This window comes from Rhodococcus sp. 14-1411-2a, from assembly GCF_002259485.1.
In the GTDB taxonomy this organism is placed as follows: Bacteria; Actinomycetota; Actinomycetes; order Mycobacteriales; family Mycobacteriaceae; genus Rhodococcoides.
Map to the genome: position 1 here is coordinate 259,802 of NZ_NPGA01000008.1, position 15,537 is coordinate 275,338.

Annotated in this window: 16 protein-coding genes; 9 read left to right on the forward strand and 7 right to left on the reverse strand. The window is 64.1% G+C overall.

All coding sequences use genetic code 11. The features are described 5' to 3' along the window. Positions 1 to 65: 65 nt before the first annotated feature. From CH291_RS05125 to CH291_RS05150, 6 genes are read left to right on the forward strand one after another with little or no spacing between them, the layout of a single operon-like run. A complete protein-coding gene (locus CH291_RS05125; RefSeq protein WP_080735656.1) occupies positions 66 to 1,679 on the forward strand; it encodes a DHA2 family efflux MFS transporter permease subunit in 1,614 nt (537 codons plus the stop codon). Then, positions 1,676 to 3,016, forward strand: a complete 1,341-nt coding sequence (locus CH291_RS05130) for an NtaA/DmoA family FMN-dependent monooxygenase (RefSeq protein ID WP_032391815.1) — start codon at positions 1,676 to 1,678, stop codon at positions 3,014 to 3,016. Before CH291_RS05125 ends, CH291_RS05130 begins: the two co-directional genes overlap by 4 nt. After that, a complete protein-coding gene (locus tag CH291_RS05135) occupies positions 2,979 to 3,884 on the forward strand; it encodes an NADPH-dependent F420 reductase (protein WP_256979040.1) in 906 nt (301 codons plus the stop codon). Before CH291_RS05130 ends, CH291_RS05135 begins: the two co-directional genes overlap by 38 nt. A gap of 35 nt (positions 3,885 to 3,919) precedes the next feature. After that, entirely contained in the window at positions 3,920 to 4,819 is a 900-nt protein-coding gene (locus tag CH291_RS05140) for a TIGR03620 family F420-dependent LLM class oxidoreductase (RefSeq protein WP_032391813.1), read from the forward strand. Next, a complete protein-coding gene (locus CH291_RS05145; protein WP_032391812.1) occupies positions 4,819 to 5,679 on the forward strand; it encodes an LLM class F420-dependent oxidoreductase in 861 nt (286 codons plus the stop codon). The genes CH291_RS05140 and CH291_RS05145 overlap by 1 nt, the downstream gene beginning before the upstream one ends. 26 nt (positions 5,680 to 5,705) lie before the next feature. Next, positions 5,706 to 6,644, forward strand: a complete 939-nt coding sequence (locus CH291_RS05150) for an NmrA family NAD(P)-binding protein (protein ID WP_052053426.1) — start codon at positions 5,706 to 5,708, stop codon at positions 6,642 to 6,644. 151 nt (positions 6,645 to 6,795) lie between these two features. Here CH291_RS05150 and CH291_RS05155 read toward each other — a convergent pair whose 3' ends face one another. Continuing rightward, positions 6,796 to 7,743 carry a LysR family transcriptional regulator gene (locus tag CH291_RS05155; protein WP_032391811.1) on the reverse strand — a complete coding sequence of 316 codons (948 nt, stop codon included), beginning with the start codon at positions 7,741 to 7,743 and terminating at the stop codon, positions 6,796 to 6,798. Between the two features lie 84 nt (positions 7,744 to 7,827). Between CH291_RS05155 and CH291_RS05160 the strand changes: the two genes are divergently transcribed. Genes CH291_RS05160 through CH291_RS05170 form a run of 3 tightly spaced genes read left to right on the forward strand, consistent with a single transcriptional unit; the run spans position 7,828 to position 10,315 of the window. Continuing rightward, positions 7,828 to 9,021, forward strand: coding sequence for a thiolase family protein (locus CH291_RS05160; RefSeq protein WP_094613506.1), 1,194 nt, complete (start codon positions 7,828 to 7,830; stop codon positions 9,019 to 9,021). Beyond that, positions 9,021 to 9,677 (forward strand): 3-oxoacid CoA-transferase subunit A, encoded by a 657-nt coding sequence (locus CH291_RS05165; protein WP_032391809.1) that lies wholly within the window; start codon positions 9,021 to 9,023, stop codon positions 9,675 to 9,677. Before CH291_RS05160 ends, CH291_RS05165 begins: the two co-directional genes overlap by 1 nt. Further along, positions 9,674 to 10,315, forward strand: a complete 642-nt coding sequence (locus tag CH291_RS05170) for a 3-oxoacid CoA-transferase subunit B (protein ID WP_032391808.1) — start codon at positions 9,674 to 9,676, stop codon at positions 10,313 to 10,315. Before CH291_RS05165 ends, CH291_RS05170 begins: the two co-directional genes overlap by 4 nt. Before the next feature lie 110 nt (positions 10,316 to 10,425). Here the strand turns inward: CH291_RS05170 and CH291_RS05175 are convergent, their stop codons facing one another. The 6 genes from CH291_RS05175 to CH291_RS05200 all read right to left on the reverse strand — a co-directional run bounded on the left by CH291_RS05175 (position 10,426) and on the right by CH291_RS05200 (position 15,536). Next, positions 10,426 to 11,220: an SDR family NAD(P)-dependent oxidoreductase gene (locus tag CH291_RS05175; protein WP_032391807.1), complete on the reverse strand. Its 795-nt coding sequence runs from the start codon at positions 11,218 to 11,220 to the stop codon at positions 10,426 to 10,428. Between the two features lie 50 nt (positions 11,221 to 11,270). Further along, the gene (locus CH291_RS05180; protein ID WP_052053425.1) at positions 11,271 to 12,347 is read right to left on the reverse strand and encodes a zinc-dependent alcohol dehydrogenase; all 1,077 of its coding nucleotides are present in this window, start codon (positions 12,345 to 12,347) and stop codon (positions 11,271 to 11,273) included. Next, positions 12,344 to 13,414 carry a maleylacetate reductase gene (locus CH291_RS05185; RefSeq protein WP_032391806.1) on the reverse strand — a complete coding sequence of 357 codons (1,071 nt, stop codon included), beginning with the start codon at positions 13,412 to 13,414 and terminating at the stop codon, positions 12,344 to 12,346. The genes CH291_RS05180 and CH291_RS05185 overlap by 4 nt, the downstream gene beginning before the upstream one ends. Continuing rightward, complete coding sequence (locus CH291_RS05190) at positions 13,414 to 14,289, reverse strand: dioxygenase family protein (RefSeq protein ID WP_032391805.1); 876 nt, start codon at positions 14,287 to 14,289, stop codon at positions 13,414 to 13,416. The genes CH291_RS05185 and CH291_RS05190 overlap by 1 nt, the downstream gene beginning before the upstream one ends. Further along, the gene (locus CH291_RS05195; protein WP_032391804.1) at positions 14,286 to 14,684 is read right to left on the reverse strand and encodes a nuclear transport factor 2 family protein; all 399 of its coding nucleotides are present in this window, start codon (positions 14,682 to 14,684) and stop codon (positions 14,286 to 14,288) included. The genes CH291_RS05190 and CH291_RS05195 overlap by 4 nt, the downstream gene beginning before the upstream one ends. A gap of 69 nt (positions 14,685 to 14,753) precedes the next feature. After that, complete coding sequence (locus CH291_RS05200) at positions 14,754 to 15,536, reverse strand: SDR family NAD(P)-dependent oxidoreductase (protein WP_032391803.1); 783 nt, start codon at positions 15,534 to 15,536, stop codon at positions 14,754 to 14,756. Position 15,537: the final 1 nt, after the last annotated feature.

Genomic DNA, 15,537 nt, shown 5'->3' on the forward strand with positions numbered 1-15,537 from the left:
TTATCGACGCAGTCCGCTCCGTCCGACGCACCGTCGGCGACGGACCCGTTTCCTCACCTCGAGAAATGACGAGCACGCTTATGGACACCCCTCCCGCACCGAACGTCACAGCTGCGACATCGACGAACCACCCCGCAGACCGGCTCCCACCTGGCGTTGCCCTCGTCATCGGCGTCCTGATGGCGTCGACGTTCATCGTCTTCCTCAACGAAATGCTCCTCGGCGTCGCCCTGCCCACGCTGATCGAAGACTTCGGGGTCACCCCGGGCACGGGGCAGTGGGTCACCACCGGCTTCCTGCTCACCATGGCCGTGCTGATTCCAGCCAGTAGTTTCGTGATGCGGCGATTCCACCTACGGACGATTTTCCTGGTCGCGTTGTCGCTGTTCATCGTCGGAACGACGCTCGCCGCGATCGCTCCGACGTTCGGCGTCCTGGTGGCAGGCCGAATCGTTCAAGCATCCGGCACCGCCGTCTTCCTGCCACTATTGATGACCACCACGATGCGCCTGGTCCCCGTCGGTCGGCGCGGCAGAATGATGGCGCTCACCACCGCCGTCCCCGCCGTGGCACCCGCGCTCGGGCCGGCGCTGGCCGGTTTCGTTCTCTCAGTTTTGACCTGGCGCTGGCTGTTCATCCTGATGCTGCCGATCGCGATCGTTGCACTGGCCCTGGGCGCATGGAAGCTACGTAACATCACCACCCCGGAGCCGGTGACCCTGGACCCATGGTCGCTCGCACTGTCCGCCGTCGGATTCGGTGGCCTCGTCTACGGACTGTCCCTGCTCGGCGAAGCCTCCGGCGGACACGCCCCGATTTCGCCGTACCTACCGATCGCCGTGGGGCTGGTCGGCGTCACGGCGTTCGTCATACGGCAAATCCCACTGCAGAAACGCGACAGCGCGTTCCTGGACATGCGGATTTTCCTCCGCAAGTCGTTCACCATCTCGCTGCTGTTGATGGTCTTCGTCGCAGGCAACGGGATCGGCCTACTCATCGTGCTCCCGCTGATACTGACCACCGTCACCGGCCTGGGTACCCTGCAACTCGGCCTTTTCCTGATCCCGGGTGGGGTAGCGATCCCGATCATGGCTTTCCTGAGCGGAAGGATGTACGACCGCGTCGGAGCGCGCCCGCTGGTGATCCCGGCCGCGATCGCCTGGTTGGGCGCACTGTGGTTCCTCAGCCAGGTCGACGAGAGCACGAGCGTGATGTCGTTGGTATTTGCGTGGCTGGTGTTCACCAGTACCCAGGCCGCGATGTGGGCGCCGCTCACCACCAGTGCGATGGGGGCGCTTTCGACCGAGCTCTTCCCGCACGGCTCGGCGGCGTTCGCCACCGTCCAACAACTCGCCGGTGCCGCCTTCGGGGCAATCTTCGTCTCGGCGTACACCATTGGGTCCGGTGCACAGAATGCCGGTGTGCTCAGTACCGACCAAGCCGAGTCCGCCGGACACACCGCCGTCATGGCCGCGTGGTGGCTGGGTCTGGTCGTGTTGGTGGGCGCGTTCTTCATCCGAAAGACGCCCAGTTCGACCACCGAGGACACGGACACCGGTGACGCAACCGCCGACGAGACGGTCCCCGTCGCATCGACGTGTGCCACCCCGGCCGACATCGACACAGCCGACGGCTCGTCACCCACCGACACTGCAGTCTGCGAGGCAGCAACACGATGACCGCGAACAAGAAACTGATCCTCGGGATGGGGATGATCGACGGCTACGGCGGCCTGCACGGCGCGTGGCGCGCTCCGCACGTGGACCCGGCGATCTACACCGACGTCGACGCCACCGTCCGTCATGCGAGGGCCGCCGAGCGCGGCAAGTTCGCGTTCCTGTTCACCCCCGACTTCCCCGCCGTCCGCGGCGACGTCGAGCAAAACCCGATCAGCAACCTCATGGACCCGCTGATCGAACTGACCGCCGTCGCCCGCGGGACGACGAACATCGGCTTCGTCGCGACCGGATCGACGACGTTTCAGGAACCGTTCAACACCGCACGTCAGTTCAAGGCCCTGGACGTGCTCAGCCACGGACGTGCTGGTTGGAACGCGGTGACCACCAGTAGTCCTATCGTCGCCGCGAACTACGGACGGCAGATCGCCGACCGCGGCGAGCGTTATCAGCGAGCACACGAGGTAATTCAGATCGTCCAGGGACTGTGGGGCAGCTGGCAGAAAGACGCATGGATCAAAGACCAGGCAGCGAACCGCTTCATCGACCCGGCCAAACTGCAGCCCATCAACATGCAGGGCCAGTACGTCGCCTCCCGTGGCCCCCTGGGGATTCCACCATCGGAACAGGGCCAGCCTGTCGTCTTCACCTCCGGTGGACCCAGCCCGCACCTTCTCTCGATCGCAGGCCGCTACGCCAGCGGTTTCATCGCCGAGGTGTGGACCATCGAGGAGGCCCGCGCGCAACGAGAGCTCGTTCGGAACGCGGCACGCGACGCCGGCCGCGACCCCGACGAGGTCAAGTACATCCCTGGCATCATGACCACCGTCGCGCCGACCGTGCGCGAGGGCCTCGACCGTCGTCTGAAGTATTCGGGCGACGTCATCGACGCCCGCCTGCCACACCTCGGCCCGATGCTCGGGATCGAGATCCATCCGGATCGTTTCGACGAGCCACTCACACCGCAGCAGCTGGCCTCCGCACACGCGTCACCGAGGGACCCACGCTCGGCCAATGCTCTTGCTGTGGCGCGACAGGGGTGGTCCCCGCGCGACGTCATCGCTCATGGCGTCATCGACTTTCACCCCACCGTCGTGGGTCCGGGCAAGCTTCACGCGGACCACCTGCAGGAATGGTTCGAGGCGGGAGCTGCCGACGGCTTCTGGATGACACCCGACATCTACGAGGACGGCATCGACGACTTTGTCGACGAAGTGGTACCGATCCTCCAGGAACGCGGTATCTATCCCACCGACTACGCGGGCTCCACCCTGCGCGAGAACCTCTGCGTCCCAGAGCAATATGGGCTCGACCCGCGCATCACTGGAGCCGAGGACTGATCGATTCGCCGGCCGGGAATGCACTCACGGTCGGCAACGGCCGCGTTCACCAGCGGCGCACGCTCGGCGGTCGTGTAGACCCGGCCCTCGACCGACTGACAACACAATCGAAGGAGAAAAAATGAAGATCGGCATCGTTGGCGCCGGCAACATCGGCAAGACGTTGAGTCGCACATTGAGCGCAGCAGGTCACGAGGTGAAAATCGCCAACTCCCGTGGTCCGGAGACGATTCCATCCGAAGCGGTGGCCACCGGTGCCCGCGCGGTTCACGCCGTCGACGCGGTTCGTGATGTCGAAGTCGTCATCTTGTCGATGCCTTTTCACCGCATGCCGGCCTTCGCGGCGGCGCTCGCCGAGGCACCGGCCGACGCTGTCGTGATCGACACCTCGAACTACTACCCGCTGCGCGATCAGCGGATCGACGCGATCGAGGCCGGCGAAGTCGAGAGTGTGTGGGTGACCGAGCAAATCGGACGACCGATCGTCAAAGCATGGAATGCCATCGGGTCCGCATCGTTCGCCGACAAGGGTGCACCGAAGGGAACTCCCGGCCGTATCGCCATCCCCGTCGCCGCCGACGATGCCGACGCACGCGCACTGGGAATGATGTTGGTCGATCAGACCGGGTTCGACGGTGTCGACGCCGGCCCGCTGTCGCAGTCGTGGCGGCAACAACCAGGCGCACCGTGCTACTGCACAGACCTCACCAGCGAGGAAATGCACGATGCACTCGCCGCAGCCGAGAAAGAACGGTTGCCGAAGCGCCGCGACCTCTCCGCCGCCGTCATCGCCGAACGCGTCGGCGACGCGTCGACGAGTCCTGATTCGGAGTTCGGCGTCCGAATCACGCGGGCGATCTTCATGTGAGCGCGCCCCACTTTCACGAACGGAGAAACCCGACAGTGACGACCAAACCAGGAACCACGACGTTTCCCTCGAAGATCGGTGTGTGGTGGAACAGCGAACCCTGGCCGATCGCCGACGCACAGAACATGGTGCGCGAGATCGAGGCGCTCGGATACGGGTCGCTGTTCATGCCCGAGGGCAGCGGTAAGGACGTGATGGTCCAATCCGCCGCGTTCCTCGGTGCTACCGAATCCCTGGTGGTCGGCACCGGCATCGCGAACGTGCACGTCCGGATTCCGACGGCAGCGGAAAGTGGTGCTCGGACACTGACCGCGCTGTATCCGGGTCGGTTCGTCCTCGGTTTGGGTGTCAGTCACGCCCCGTTCGTCGAGGGGTCGCTCGGCGGCGAGTACCGCAAGCCGCTGTCGATGATGCGCACGTACCTCGAGCGCATGAATTCGGTACCGTCCGGGCTCGAGCCAGGCGCACGGCCGACCCGCCTTCTCGCGGCCTTGGGCCCGAAAATGATCGAACTCTCCGGCGAGCTCGCCGACGGCGCACACCCGTATCTGGTGCTTCCCGAACAGACCCGACACACCCGCACCATCCTCGGCGACGACGCGTGGATCGTCACCGAACAAGCGATCGCCATCGGAGGCGGTGACGCGGACCAACTGCGCCGCGCCCGCAGCCACATACTTCCCTACTCCGGGCTGGACAACTACCGAAAATCCTGGCTACGCCAAGGTTTCGAGGACACTGATCTGGCCGACGGCGGATCCGAACGGCTGCTCCGCGCGCTCGTCGGGATGGGATCGGCAGAGGACGCCGCCGCGTCGGTCACCGCACATCTCGACGCCGGCGCAGACCACGTCGTCGTACAGGTCGCCGTAGACTCGCCGGCAGACGACCCGCTGCCCGATTTACGTGCTCTCGCAACGGCTTTGGACCTGTGATGCGTGTCGGAGTGGTTTTTCCGCAGACCGAGCTCGGCGGAGATCCTGGCGCGATACGCGCCTACGGTCAGCGCGTCGAAGAACTGGGATACCGCCACATCGTGGCCTACGACCACGTCGTCGGTGCCGACCCCGCGGTCCATACCGGCTGGAACCGCGCCTACGACGTGCACACGACGTTCAGTGAACCACTGGTCTTGTTCGGCTACCTCGCAGCGCTGACGCGGAGAGTCGAACTGGTGACCGGGGTGATCATCCTGCCGCAACGTCAAACCGTCCTGGTGGCCAAACAAGCAGCCGAGGTCGATCTGCTCAGCGGCGGCCGGCTGCGGCTCGGCGTCGGCGTCGGCTGGAACGCCATCGAATTCGAGGCACTCGGGGAGAACTTCACCAACCGAGGTGCACGAACGGACGAGCAGATCGCCGTGCTGCGCACATTGTGGTGCGAGCAGAGCGTGAGCTTCGACGGCACGTATCACCGCATCACCGGGGCCGGCATCGCTCCCCTGCCCGTGCAACGACCGATTCCGATCTGGATCGGCGCGGCATCGGCACCGGGATTTCGGCGGGCAGGCCGTACCGCCGACGGTTGGTTCCCGTTGGTGGAGCCGGGGCCCGAACTCGACGACGCGAAAGCCGTTGTAGCCGAGGCTGCCGTAGGTGCAGGTCGTGACCCTGCGTCGATCGGAATGGAGGGACGCATCATCTATACCGGCGACATCGACGCTGTGGCACGCGCACTTTCGGCATGGAAAGAGGCCGGCGCGAGCCATGTCTCGATCAGCACCATGGATGCCGGCCTCGCCACCGTCGACGAGCACCTCGACGTCCTGGCGTCCATCGCCGAGCTGTCGGCCTGACACTCGTCAAAATCCACCTCACAGACATGAAAGAAGATACCGTGGGAAATACTGCTGCAGAACATGACTCGACCAAACCCGTCGTGCTCGTCATCGGGACGACCGGCCAGGTCGGCAAGCTCATGGTCGAGGAGTTCGACCGCGACCCGGGCAACGTCCAAGTTCGTTATGCCGCACGCAAATCCGAGCAAGTCGACGAGCTGCGCGCGGCCGGACGCGACGCGGTTCGCCTGGATCTGGACGACCCGAGCACCTTCGCTCACGCACTGCACGGGGTGGACCGGGTGTATCTTCTCACCGGCTACACCGTAGCGATGTTGACCCAGAGCAAGACGCTCGTCGACGCCGCAGTCAAAGCAGGCGTCAGCCACATCGCGCACCAGGGCATATTCGCCAACTGGGATGTCACCGATTCACACTTCGCGTGGCACCAGCTGATCGAACGCTACATCGAGGAAAGCGGTCTGCAGTGGACTCATCTGCACCCCAACGTGTTCATGGAGGGACTCACGTCGATGACCCCGGTGAAGAACGGCTCGATCTCGGTCTACTGGGGCGATCGTAGAGTCGGCTGGATCGCCGCACGTGACATCGCCGCCGTCGCGGCAACCGTACTGAGGCAAGGTCCCACCCGCCATGGCGGAAAGAACTACTGGCTCTCCACCGAGGTAGCGTCGGGCCCCGAGGTCGCGACAATCCTCTCGGAGGTGCTCGGTACCGAGATCCGATGCGAGATTCGTGGCCCACAGGATTACGCAGCCGCCATTGCTCAGGGCTCGAAAAACGTCGAGAAGTGGTACGCCGAAGCGGGAGTGGACTTCACACAACAAGTCATCGACGGACGAATGGGATACATCGGAACCGTCCGGGACGACGTTGAATTCGTCACCGGCCGCCCCTCGATCTCACTGCGGGAGTGGGCGACCGAAAACCAGGACCGGCTCACAGCTGGCCCCACCGCGTAGTGTTCGAGTCCGGACGAACGGCGGCAATCCGGACTCCCGTCCCTCGTTGTCGTTGTCTTGGTACCGCGCCAGTTCAGCGATGCGGACGCCGAGCGCCGCGTCTTGCTATGTCGAGTCGCCGGACGACTGTAGTTGACCAGGACCGACTGGATCACGTGAGCACCTGATCTTCTGGAGGTTCGGTGCGCACGACGGATCGTACGAGTGCGGCCACTGCTGAAACTGCCGGGGCCATGTCGTTCTTTCGTCGCGCAAGCGACAGCTCCACGGTTTCTGTCGTTGCGAGTGGCTTGTAAACAACTCCGTCGAGGCCGAGATGGCGTACAGGTTCTGGTGCCAGTGCGACACCCAAACCGGCGGCAACAGACACGACGAGGGTCGCGGTTTCGCTGACTTCGATTGTGTGCGGGGTGAATCCGGCACTTGCGCATGCATCGATTACTCGGCGGTGCATCGTCGAGCGGGCCTTCGACGGGTGGGTCACGAAAGGTTCGGCCGCGAGATCGGAAAGGTCCACCACGTTTCTTTCGGCCATGGGAGATGAGACGGGAAGTACTGCCATGAGCCGCTCCGTCCTCAGTCGCTCGAACACCAGTTCCTGGTCTTCGTCGCTCCCGGGCGATCTATCCCCGAGATGGTGATCGGACACGCGGGGTCTGACGAGTACCAGGTCGTACACGCCTGCGCTGAGGCCGTCGAGGAGTTGCGGTGTCAACAGCTCGCCGCGTAGCTCGAGATCGATGTCGGGCAGTTGTTCACGCACGCGGTGCGCAAGCAAGGGTAGGACGTCGTATGTCGCGGTACCGACGAATCCGACCGATACCCGACCTGTGTATCCGCTTGCGAACGCACGCATGTCAGCCTTCGCGTGCTTGAGCGAGTCGATGATCCGTCGCGCATGCTCGGCGAAGCGAGTTCCCGCTTCGGTGATGACAACTCGCCGTGTCGACCGATCGAACAGGCGAACTCCCAACTCGGCTTCGAGCTGAATGATGTGCTGCGAGAGAGCTGGCTGAGCGATGTGACTGCGCTTGGCAGCCCTGCCGTAATGCTGTTCGTCGGCGAGCGTGAGGAACAGCTGCAGAACTCGTGGATCCATACAGGCCATGTTATAAAGATTTTCACTCAATCAAGAGATATTAGGTCTTGGACATAATCAGTCCTGCGGTCCTACCGTGAGCGGGTGACCAAGTCCTCGTTTGTCTATTCCGCCATCCGAACCCCGTTCGGACGTTTCGGGGGTTCGCTGTCTGCGCACCGCCCCGACGATCTCGCAGCCTCGGTGCTCCGCGCGGTCGTCGCGAATGCTCCTGCCCTGACTCCGGATTCGATCGACGACGTCGTGTGGGGGTGCGCCAACCAAGCCGGTGAAGACAACCGGAATGTCGGCCGCATGGCAGTCCTCCTGGCCGGGCTACCGACGAGCGTTCCGGCCACGACCGTCAACCGCTTGTGCGGTTCCTCGCTCGACGCCGTGATCATCGGTTCGCGAGCCATCGATGCAGGGGATGCCGACGTGATCGTCGCCGGCGGCGTCGAATCGATGACTCGTGCGCCGTGGGTACTTCCCAAACCGACACGCGCGTTTCCCGCCGGCAATACGACCGCGGTCTCGACCACGTTGGGATGGCGCCTGGTGAACGAGCTCATGCCCGCGGAATGGACGGTCTCTCTGGGCGAGTGCAACGAACAGCTCGCCGACCGGTTCGGCATCTCGCGGGAGCGGCAGGACGAGTTCGCTGCACGGTCGCATCAGCTCGCTCACCAGGCATGGGAATCAGGTTTCTACGATGACATCGTGTTGCCGGTCGACGGACTCACCCGCGATGAGAGCATCCGTGCAAATTCGACCGTCGACACCCTCTCGGCACTCAAGCCTTCGTTTCGTTCGGAGGGGACGATCACCGCGGGTAACGCCTCACCTCTCAATGACGGTGCCTCCGCGCTACTGATGGGCTCCGAGCACGTCGATTTGGGAATCGACCCGCTGGTGCGTATTGCCGGACGGGCGGCGCATGCCGGCGACCCACCCGAGTTCGGGTTCGCGCCGGTACTCGCGGCCGGCCGGGCCCTCGCCCGCGCAGGAATCACCTGGTCCGATGTGGGAGCGGTCGAACTGAACGAAGCATTTGCGGTGCAGTCGATCGCGTGCGTCGACGCCTGGCTCACAGAAGGCCTTGCAGACCGCGAACTGGTCAATTCCAAGGGTGGAGCAATCGCCATCGGCCATCCACTCGGAGCCTCCGGTGCGCGCCTCATCGGCACTCTTGCGCACCGACTGATCGAGTCCCGCGAACGGTGGGGCGTCGCCGCAATCTGCATCGGTGTCGGACAAGCACTCGCTGTCGTCGTCGAGAACGTCCGCGAGGTGCATTGATGGTCGACATCTGCGCGTCCACGGCCGAAGCCGTCCGCAACATCACCGACGGCAGCACCGTCTTGATCGGCGGGTTCGGAATGGCAGGTATGCCGGTCCAACTCATCGACTCCTTGATAGACCAGGGCGCGGGCGACCTGACGGTGGTCTCGAACAACGCAGGCAACGGCGATACCGGGCTCGCAGCTCTCCTCGCTGCCCGGCGCGTCCGGAAGGTGATCTGTTCGTTTCCGCGGCAATCCGATTCATGGGTGTTCGACGGGCTCTACCGCGCCGGCGACATACAGCTCGAGGTGGTCCCTCAGGGAACGTTGGCCGAGCGGTTACGCGCAGCAGGTGCCGGGATCGGTGCGTTCTACTGCCCCACCGCCGTAGGCACCCCACTGGCCGAGGGCAAAGAGCAGCGCGAGATCGATGGCCGCACATACATTCTCGAATACCCACTGTCGGCAGATGTCGCCCTCATCGGTGCGTATCGATCCGACGAAATGGGAAACTTGCTGTACCGCAAGACCGCGCGCAATTTCGGTCCGGTCATGGCCACAGCTGCTCGCACCACCATCGCCCAGGTAAGCGAGATCGTTCCTACAGGCACATTGGACCCGGAAAGTGTTGTCACGCCCAGCATCTACATCGACAAGGTGGTCGCAGTATGACCGGTCCACTGACCAAAACTCAGATGGCCGCACTCGTGGCATCGGATATAGCACCGGGATCGTTCGTCAATCTCGGGATCGGGTTGCCCACGACTGTCGCGGACCATCTGTCGACCGAATCTGGCATCATCCTGCACACCGAGAACGGGATGCTGAACATGGGGCCGGCGGCCACCGGGGACGAGATCGACCCCGACCTCACCAATGCCGGCAAGGCACCCGTGACCGAACTTCCAGGCGCGGCCTACTTCCATCACGCCGATTCGTTCGCCATGATGCGCGGAGGCCATCTCGACGTGTGTGTGCTCGGAGCATTCCAAGTCTCCGCAACCGGTGACCTCGCCAACTGGCATACCGGTGCACCTGATGCGATTCCGGCTGTGGGCGGGGCGATGGATCTTGCGATCGGTGCCAAAGAGGTGTTCGTCATGATGACGTTGTTCGCAAAGGACGGAAGCCCCAAGCTCGTACCACGGTGCACCTATCCGCTCACCGGCGTCGGATGTGTCTCACGTATCTACACCGACCTCGCAGTGTTCGACATCAGTACCTCCGGGATCACCGTCCGGGACACCTTCGGCATCACACGGGCAGAACTTTCCGAACGCCTCGAGGTGCCGGTACTCACCTCCCATTGACGCGACACCCGATCTCCTGGCAGGGGCGGTCACCCACACCCCCGCCAGGCAGATCACCCGCGTTCTCACGACCCGTGGCTTTGCGCTCGATCCATATATGCGGAACGGGCTCAGACGATGCTTCCGATCGAGCCACCGTCGACGCCGTACACACTCGAGGTGACGTAGGACGCGAGATCCGAGGCGAGGAAGACGACCACATTGGCCACCTCGTGGGGTTCTCCGATCCGGCCCAGCGGGAGGTTTCGGGCTTGCATCTCCGCGGTAATGGATTCCTCGCGGGGCACTGCGTGAATCGCGGCGAAAGTATCTGCAAGTCCGCCGGGCATCGACCACATGGGTGACATGGTCGCGCCGGCGGCGACCGCGTTGACGCGAATGTAGGGTCCTTCGGATTTGGCCAGCGATGTGGTGAAAGACAGGATGGCGGCTTTGGACGCCGCGTAGTCCGGCCCACCCACGATCGGCTGCCGACCGAGGTCGGAGGCATTGTTCACAATGACACCGGCCCGCTGGGCGCGCATGCGCGGAAGCAGATGGGTGGCAGCGCGGACCTGACTGAGAAAGTTCAGTTCGAGGGTGCGCGACCAATCACCGTCGGTGAGGGTATCGAACAGTCCCAAGCTTCCAGCTCCGACATTGTTGAACAGAACATCGACGTGGCCGTCGTACGGAGCCAGCGCCTCGTCGAGTCCGGTGGTGACGCCGTCGAGCGTGATCAGGTCGGCCACGGCAATGCTTGCCTCGGTCGGAAGCTCTGCAGCAAGCTGTGTCAATCCGTTTTCGTCGCGGTCGACGAGGGCAAGTTTTGCGCCCTCGGCAGCGAACGCGCGAGCGCTGGCTGCGCCGATGCCCGATGCGGCTCCGGTGATGACGACGACCTTGTCGCGAAGGTTGGTGTCCATCGTGGTCTGCTTTCTTCGGTGTGGGTCTGCTCGGGTGGTTCGGTACGAGGTCAGGCAGTGACGGGTGGTGCGCTCAGGCCATCGAAGGTATCGGGGGCCAGCATCACCTTGACGTTCGTTGCGGTGTCCTGCGCGGCGTCGAGCGCTTCCACGCCGCGCGAAAGTGGGTAGATTGCGGACACGATCGAGGAGAGGTCGAGTCCGCTGTTGTGCACGTAGCGGATGGCAGACGGCCAGATGGCCGCGGGAGCACCGACGGAGGTGCGGACGAGAAGGTTGCGCTCCTGAATGAGGCCGAGTCGGGCCGGAACCGATGTGGCCGGAGAGATCCCCATCAGAATCACTCGCCCACCGTCGCCCGCTCCCTCGAGCGAATTCGCCTGCGCATAAGGGTTTCCGGATGCTTCGATGACGAGGTCTGCGTGCGGGCGCCCGTCGATGGTTTCGGCCAGATCGGGCACCGAACCGTCACGAGGGTCGAGTGCTCCGGCGGCGCCGAGCTCGAGCGCACGCTCGCGCCGCACGGGGCTCGGGTCGAACACGATAACCTGCGCACCGGCGTGATGGCACTGTAGGAGAGCGTTGAGTCCGATTGCCCCGAGGCCGTGGATGTGCACGGTGTCTGCTGCGCTGACACCGCTGGCGGTAGTCGCCAACGCTTGCCGGACGCAGGCGAACGGTTCGATGACTGCCGCGGTGAGCAGGCTGGTGTTCTCGGGGACGTGGAAGCACAGATCCGCTGGGACGGTGAAGGTTTCGGATGCTGCCCCGTCGTGGGTGACACCGAACCAGTCGTTTCCGCCGAGGTGCCCGTGTCCGAGCACTCGATCACCGGGGCGGAACGCGGTGACTTCGCGGCCCACCGATTCGACGGTGCCGGACCATTCGTGGCCGAGCGAGTGGGGGTAATTGATGCGGAAGTTAGCCGGCATGCGCCCGTGCAGGATTTCGGAGTCGGTTCCGCAGATCCCGACGAACGCAAGGCGTACGACAAGGTCGGTGGGTCCGGCCGGGGTCGGAGGGCGGTGGTGGACGAAGGGGGTTACCGAACCGTCGATGTGATCGACACTCAGCGTCAACGAGGTTGCGCTCGAAGCCGGTTCGGCGACGGATGTGGGTGTGGTCATCGAAGTACCTCGATCGGTTCGGTGCCGGCCCACGCGGCCGACAGCAGGGCGACGAGGTCGGACTCGGTGACCTCGCGGGGATTGCTGTACGGAGTGTTCAGTGCTTGTTCGATGACGTCTTTCAGTCCGGACTCGGGCATGCCGATCTCGGCAAGAGACGATGGGACGCCCAGGGTTCGGGCTGTGCGGGACACGGCGAGTGCAGGGTCGGAGGACCCGGTTGCTCGTTGAAGTGCCATGAGCGCAGCCGGTGCCGCGGTGAGATTGAATGCCATGACGTAGGGCAGAACGATGGCGTGTGTGTCGGCGTGCGGGAGGTCGAACGTTCCGCCGAGGATGTGGCAGAGCTTGTGATGCAGCCCCATCGTGGTGGCACCGAGAGCAGCTCCGCACAACCACGCGGCGTACAGCGCGTCGGAGCGTGCCTCGATGTCCGCCGGGTCGGCTGCGATCGCGGGCAACGCGGTCAGCATCTTCTGCACGCCCTCTTCGGCCATCAGGGAGATGATCGGTGAGGCGTCGGGTGCATACAGTGCTTCGACGGAGTGCGCTAGTGCGTTGAGTCCGCTGGTGATCGAGACGTTCACCGGGAGTCCGACGGTGAGGTCGGGGTCGTAGACCACGGTACGGGGCAATACGCGTCGGTCGCGGCCGGTGCGTTTGACACCGCCGTCGGTGATACCCCAGATCGGTGTCATCTCCGAGCCCGCATAGGTCGTGGGAACCGCGATGATCGGCAGATCCGTCTTCAGTGCGATTGCCTTGCCGAGGCCGGTGGTCGAGCCCCCGCCGGGACAGATCACGGCGTCGGCACCGGCCCGCGAGATGTAGGCGACAGCTTCGTCGGCAATGGCTGCTGGCACATGCATCGCTGCGTGCGGGTACACCCCGGCACCTGCGTCACCGAGAAGCTTGTTGACCTGCTCCCCCAAGTCTTCCTGCTGTGGGGTGGTGATGACCACTGCTTTCGATACACCGAGGGCGTCGAGCTCATCGGAAAGGTGCTGCAGTGAACCGACACCGAAGCGAACCCGCATCGGCAGTGCGTCGTAGATGAATGGCTCCATCAGAGCTGATCACCGCTTTCCTTATGCAAAATGATGTCGATCTCGGCTTCGACAAAGTCCTCCGTGACTCCGCACGGGTTGTCGCTGCCCGCGGGGCGGGGCACGAAGTCCCGCACCAAGGAGTCCTTGACCGCGAAGACGGCGTCCGAATCGAGGTACTGGCTGTTGTTGACGAAGATGTGGGTGGTCAGTTCGCGGTACCCGGGGGCGGTGACGATGAAGTGAATATGGGCCGGACGGTAGGCATGCCGGCTGGTAGCGGCGAGGAGCTCACCCACGGGTCCGTCCGTAGGTATCGGGTAATGCGAGGGAACGACCGAGGTGAAGCGAAAGCGTCCGTCGTCGTCGGCGGTGAACAGTCCTCGCCCGTTGCCACGCAGCTGTACGCCGGGTTGCTGCACGTCGTAGAAGCCGTGTGCGTCCGCCTGCCACACATCGACGACGGCTCCGGGGACCGGGTGGCCGTGCGCATCGAGGATCGCACCGTGTACGACGCAGGACTGCCCGTCGCTCTGCGGTGAAATGTTCTCTCCCAGAGCGCGCGCGGGAGAGTCGATCATGTGGAACGGGCCCAACACGGTCGAGTCGGTGGCGTCCGGTGTTTCGACGTCGTTGAGTGTCTCGACGAGCATGGACACTCCGAGAACATCGGAAAGCAGGATGAATTCCTGCCGGACGTCGTCGCACTTCTGCCCGGTGCGGGTGAGGAAGTCGATGGCCTTCTCCCACTCGTCGTAGGACAGATCGACGTCGTTGACGAAGGCGTGCAGGTGGTGAGTTAATCGTTCGAGGATGTGTTTGAGCCGTGGATCGGCGGTTCCGCCGAAACTGTCGTGGACCAAGCCGGTGAGGGCATCGGTTGTCTTGTCCGTCATGAGTTCACTCCGGTCGCTGCCAGCGGGGTGGGTTGGTAGGCCAGTAGTACCCAGCGTCCGTCTTGCCGGACCCATACCGCGATGCACGAATTGTCGATCGTCTTCTCGCGTCCACCGACCGTCAGTTTCGCCCGCATCCGCCCGATCACCACGGCGGTGTCGCCGGTGATGACCACGTCGGAGATCGGATGATCGATCGTGTGGTAATTGAGTGCTCCGCTGGAAAGTTTGGTGAGGTATTCCTCGAGGGTGTCCCTGCGTCCATCGGAATGGGCGTAGGTCAGGGCGGGGTGAGCCGCTCGCCGGATCGCGTCCGTGTCGGCGGCGATGGCCGCGACGTAGCGGGCGTTCTCGCATGCCACGAGTTCGTCCCGGTCATCGAGTGTGGTGGTCATGTCGTACTCCTGTCGAGACGCTGGATGTGATGTCGACCTGGGCAACGAGCCCCAGCGGGTCGACGGCGATCAGGCCGAAGACCCCTCGGCACCTGTCCGGTAGTCGAAGCCGCTCGTGAGTCCACCGTCGGCAGTGACGGTGGTTCCCAGCAGCGCGGAGGAGGCAGGGCTGAGCAGGAACAGGGCGGCGCGGGCGACTTCGTCGACACCGGTGATGCGTCCACGCGGCTGACGCGCTTCGCGGGTGGCGAGGAATTTGTCCGGGTTTTCGGCCGAGGCGAGGTGACGCTCGAACAACCCTGCCCGCATGGGTCCGGGTGCCAGGATGTTGAACTGCACGTTCGATCGGGCGTAGTCCAGCGCGACGGTGCGAATAGCTGCACTCAGCGCCGCTTTACTGGATGCGTACGCGCCGAGCTGTTGTTCACCGAAGTCGGCGTCGATGCTGCTCACCGCCACCACAGATGCCTGAGGTGCCTCGATCATCGCGGGCAGTAAGGCGCGCAAGGCGAGAACGTTGCCCAGCACGTTGACTTCCCAGCTGCTGCGCCAGGTGTCGAGGTCTTCGTCCACGATGGTGCCGACCTTGAGGATCGCGGCGGAGCCGACGTATCCGAGACTGCCGGTGGTATCGACGGCGGCCCGTACCTCGTCCCAGGTCTGCGGTGCGCTGACGCTGCCCTGCACGTGCTGGTAGTTCTCGTGCTGTGGTGCATCGGCGGCTGCTGCGACATCGACTCCGATGACGTGGACATCGTTGTCGAGCAGCTGACGACCGATTTCGTGGCCGAGGCCACTGCCGGTTCCGCTGACGACGACGGTGGAGGGTAGGTCGATGGTCCAAGTGCTCATG

Coding starts and splice junctions, on each gene's coding strand:
- CH291_RS05125 (WP_080735656.1), top strand. CDS start 66: ATGACGAGCACGCTTATGGACACCCCTCCCGCACCGAACGTCACAGCT.
- CH291_RS05130 (WP_032391815.1), top strand. CDS start 1,676: ATGACCGCGAACAAGAAACTGATCCTCGGGATGGGGATGATCGACGGC.
- CH291_RS05135 (WP_256979040.1), top strand. CDS start 2,979: ATGGGCTCGACCCGCGCATCACTGGAGCCGAGGACTGATCGATTCGCC.
- CH291_RS05145 (WP_032391812.1), top strand. CDS start 4,819: ATGCGTGTCGGAGTGGTTTTTCCGCAGACCGAGCTCGGCGGAGATCCT.
- CH291_RS05150 (WP_052053426.1), top strand. CDS start 5,706: ATGAAAGAAGATACCGTGGGAAATACTGCTGCAGAACATGACTCGACC.
- CH291_RS05155 (WP_032391811.1), bottom strand. CDS start 7,743: ATGGATCCACGAGTTCTGCAGCTGTTCCTCACGCTCGCCGACGAACAG.
- CH291_RS05165 (WP_032391809.1), top strand. CDS start 9,021: ATGGTCGACATCTGCGCGTCCACGGCCGAAGCCGTCCGCAACATCACC.
- CH291_RS05170 (WP_032391808.1), top strand. CDS start 9,674: ATGACCGGTCCACTGACCAAAACTCAGATGGCCGCACTCGTGGCATCG.
- CH291_RS05175 (WP_032391807.1), bottom strand. CDS start 11,220: ATGGACACCAACCTTCGCGACAAGGTCGTCGTCATCACCGGAGCCGCA.
- CH291_RS05180 (WP_052053425.1), bottom strand. CDS start 12,347: ATGACCACACCCACATCCGTCGCCGAACCGGCTTCGAGCGCAACCTCG.
- CH291_RS05185 (WP_032391806.1), bottom strand. CDS start 13,414: ATGGAGCCATTCATCTACGACGCACTGCCGATGCGGGTTCGCTTCGGT.
- CH291_RS05190 (WP_032391805.1), bottom strand. CDS start 14,289: ATGACGGACAAGACAACCGATGCCCTCACCGGCTTGGTCCACGACAGT.
- CH291_RS05195 (WP_032391804.1), bottom strand. CDS start 14,684: ATGACCACCACACTCGATGACCGGGACGAACTCGTGGCATGCGAGAAC.
- CH291_RS05200 (WP_032391803.1), bottom strand. CDS start 15,536: ATGAGCACTTGGACCATCGACCTACCCTCCACCGTCGTCGTCAGCGGA.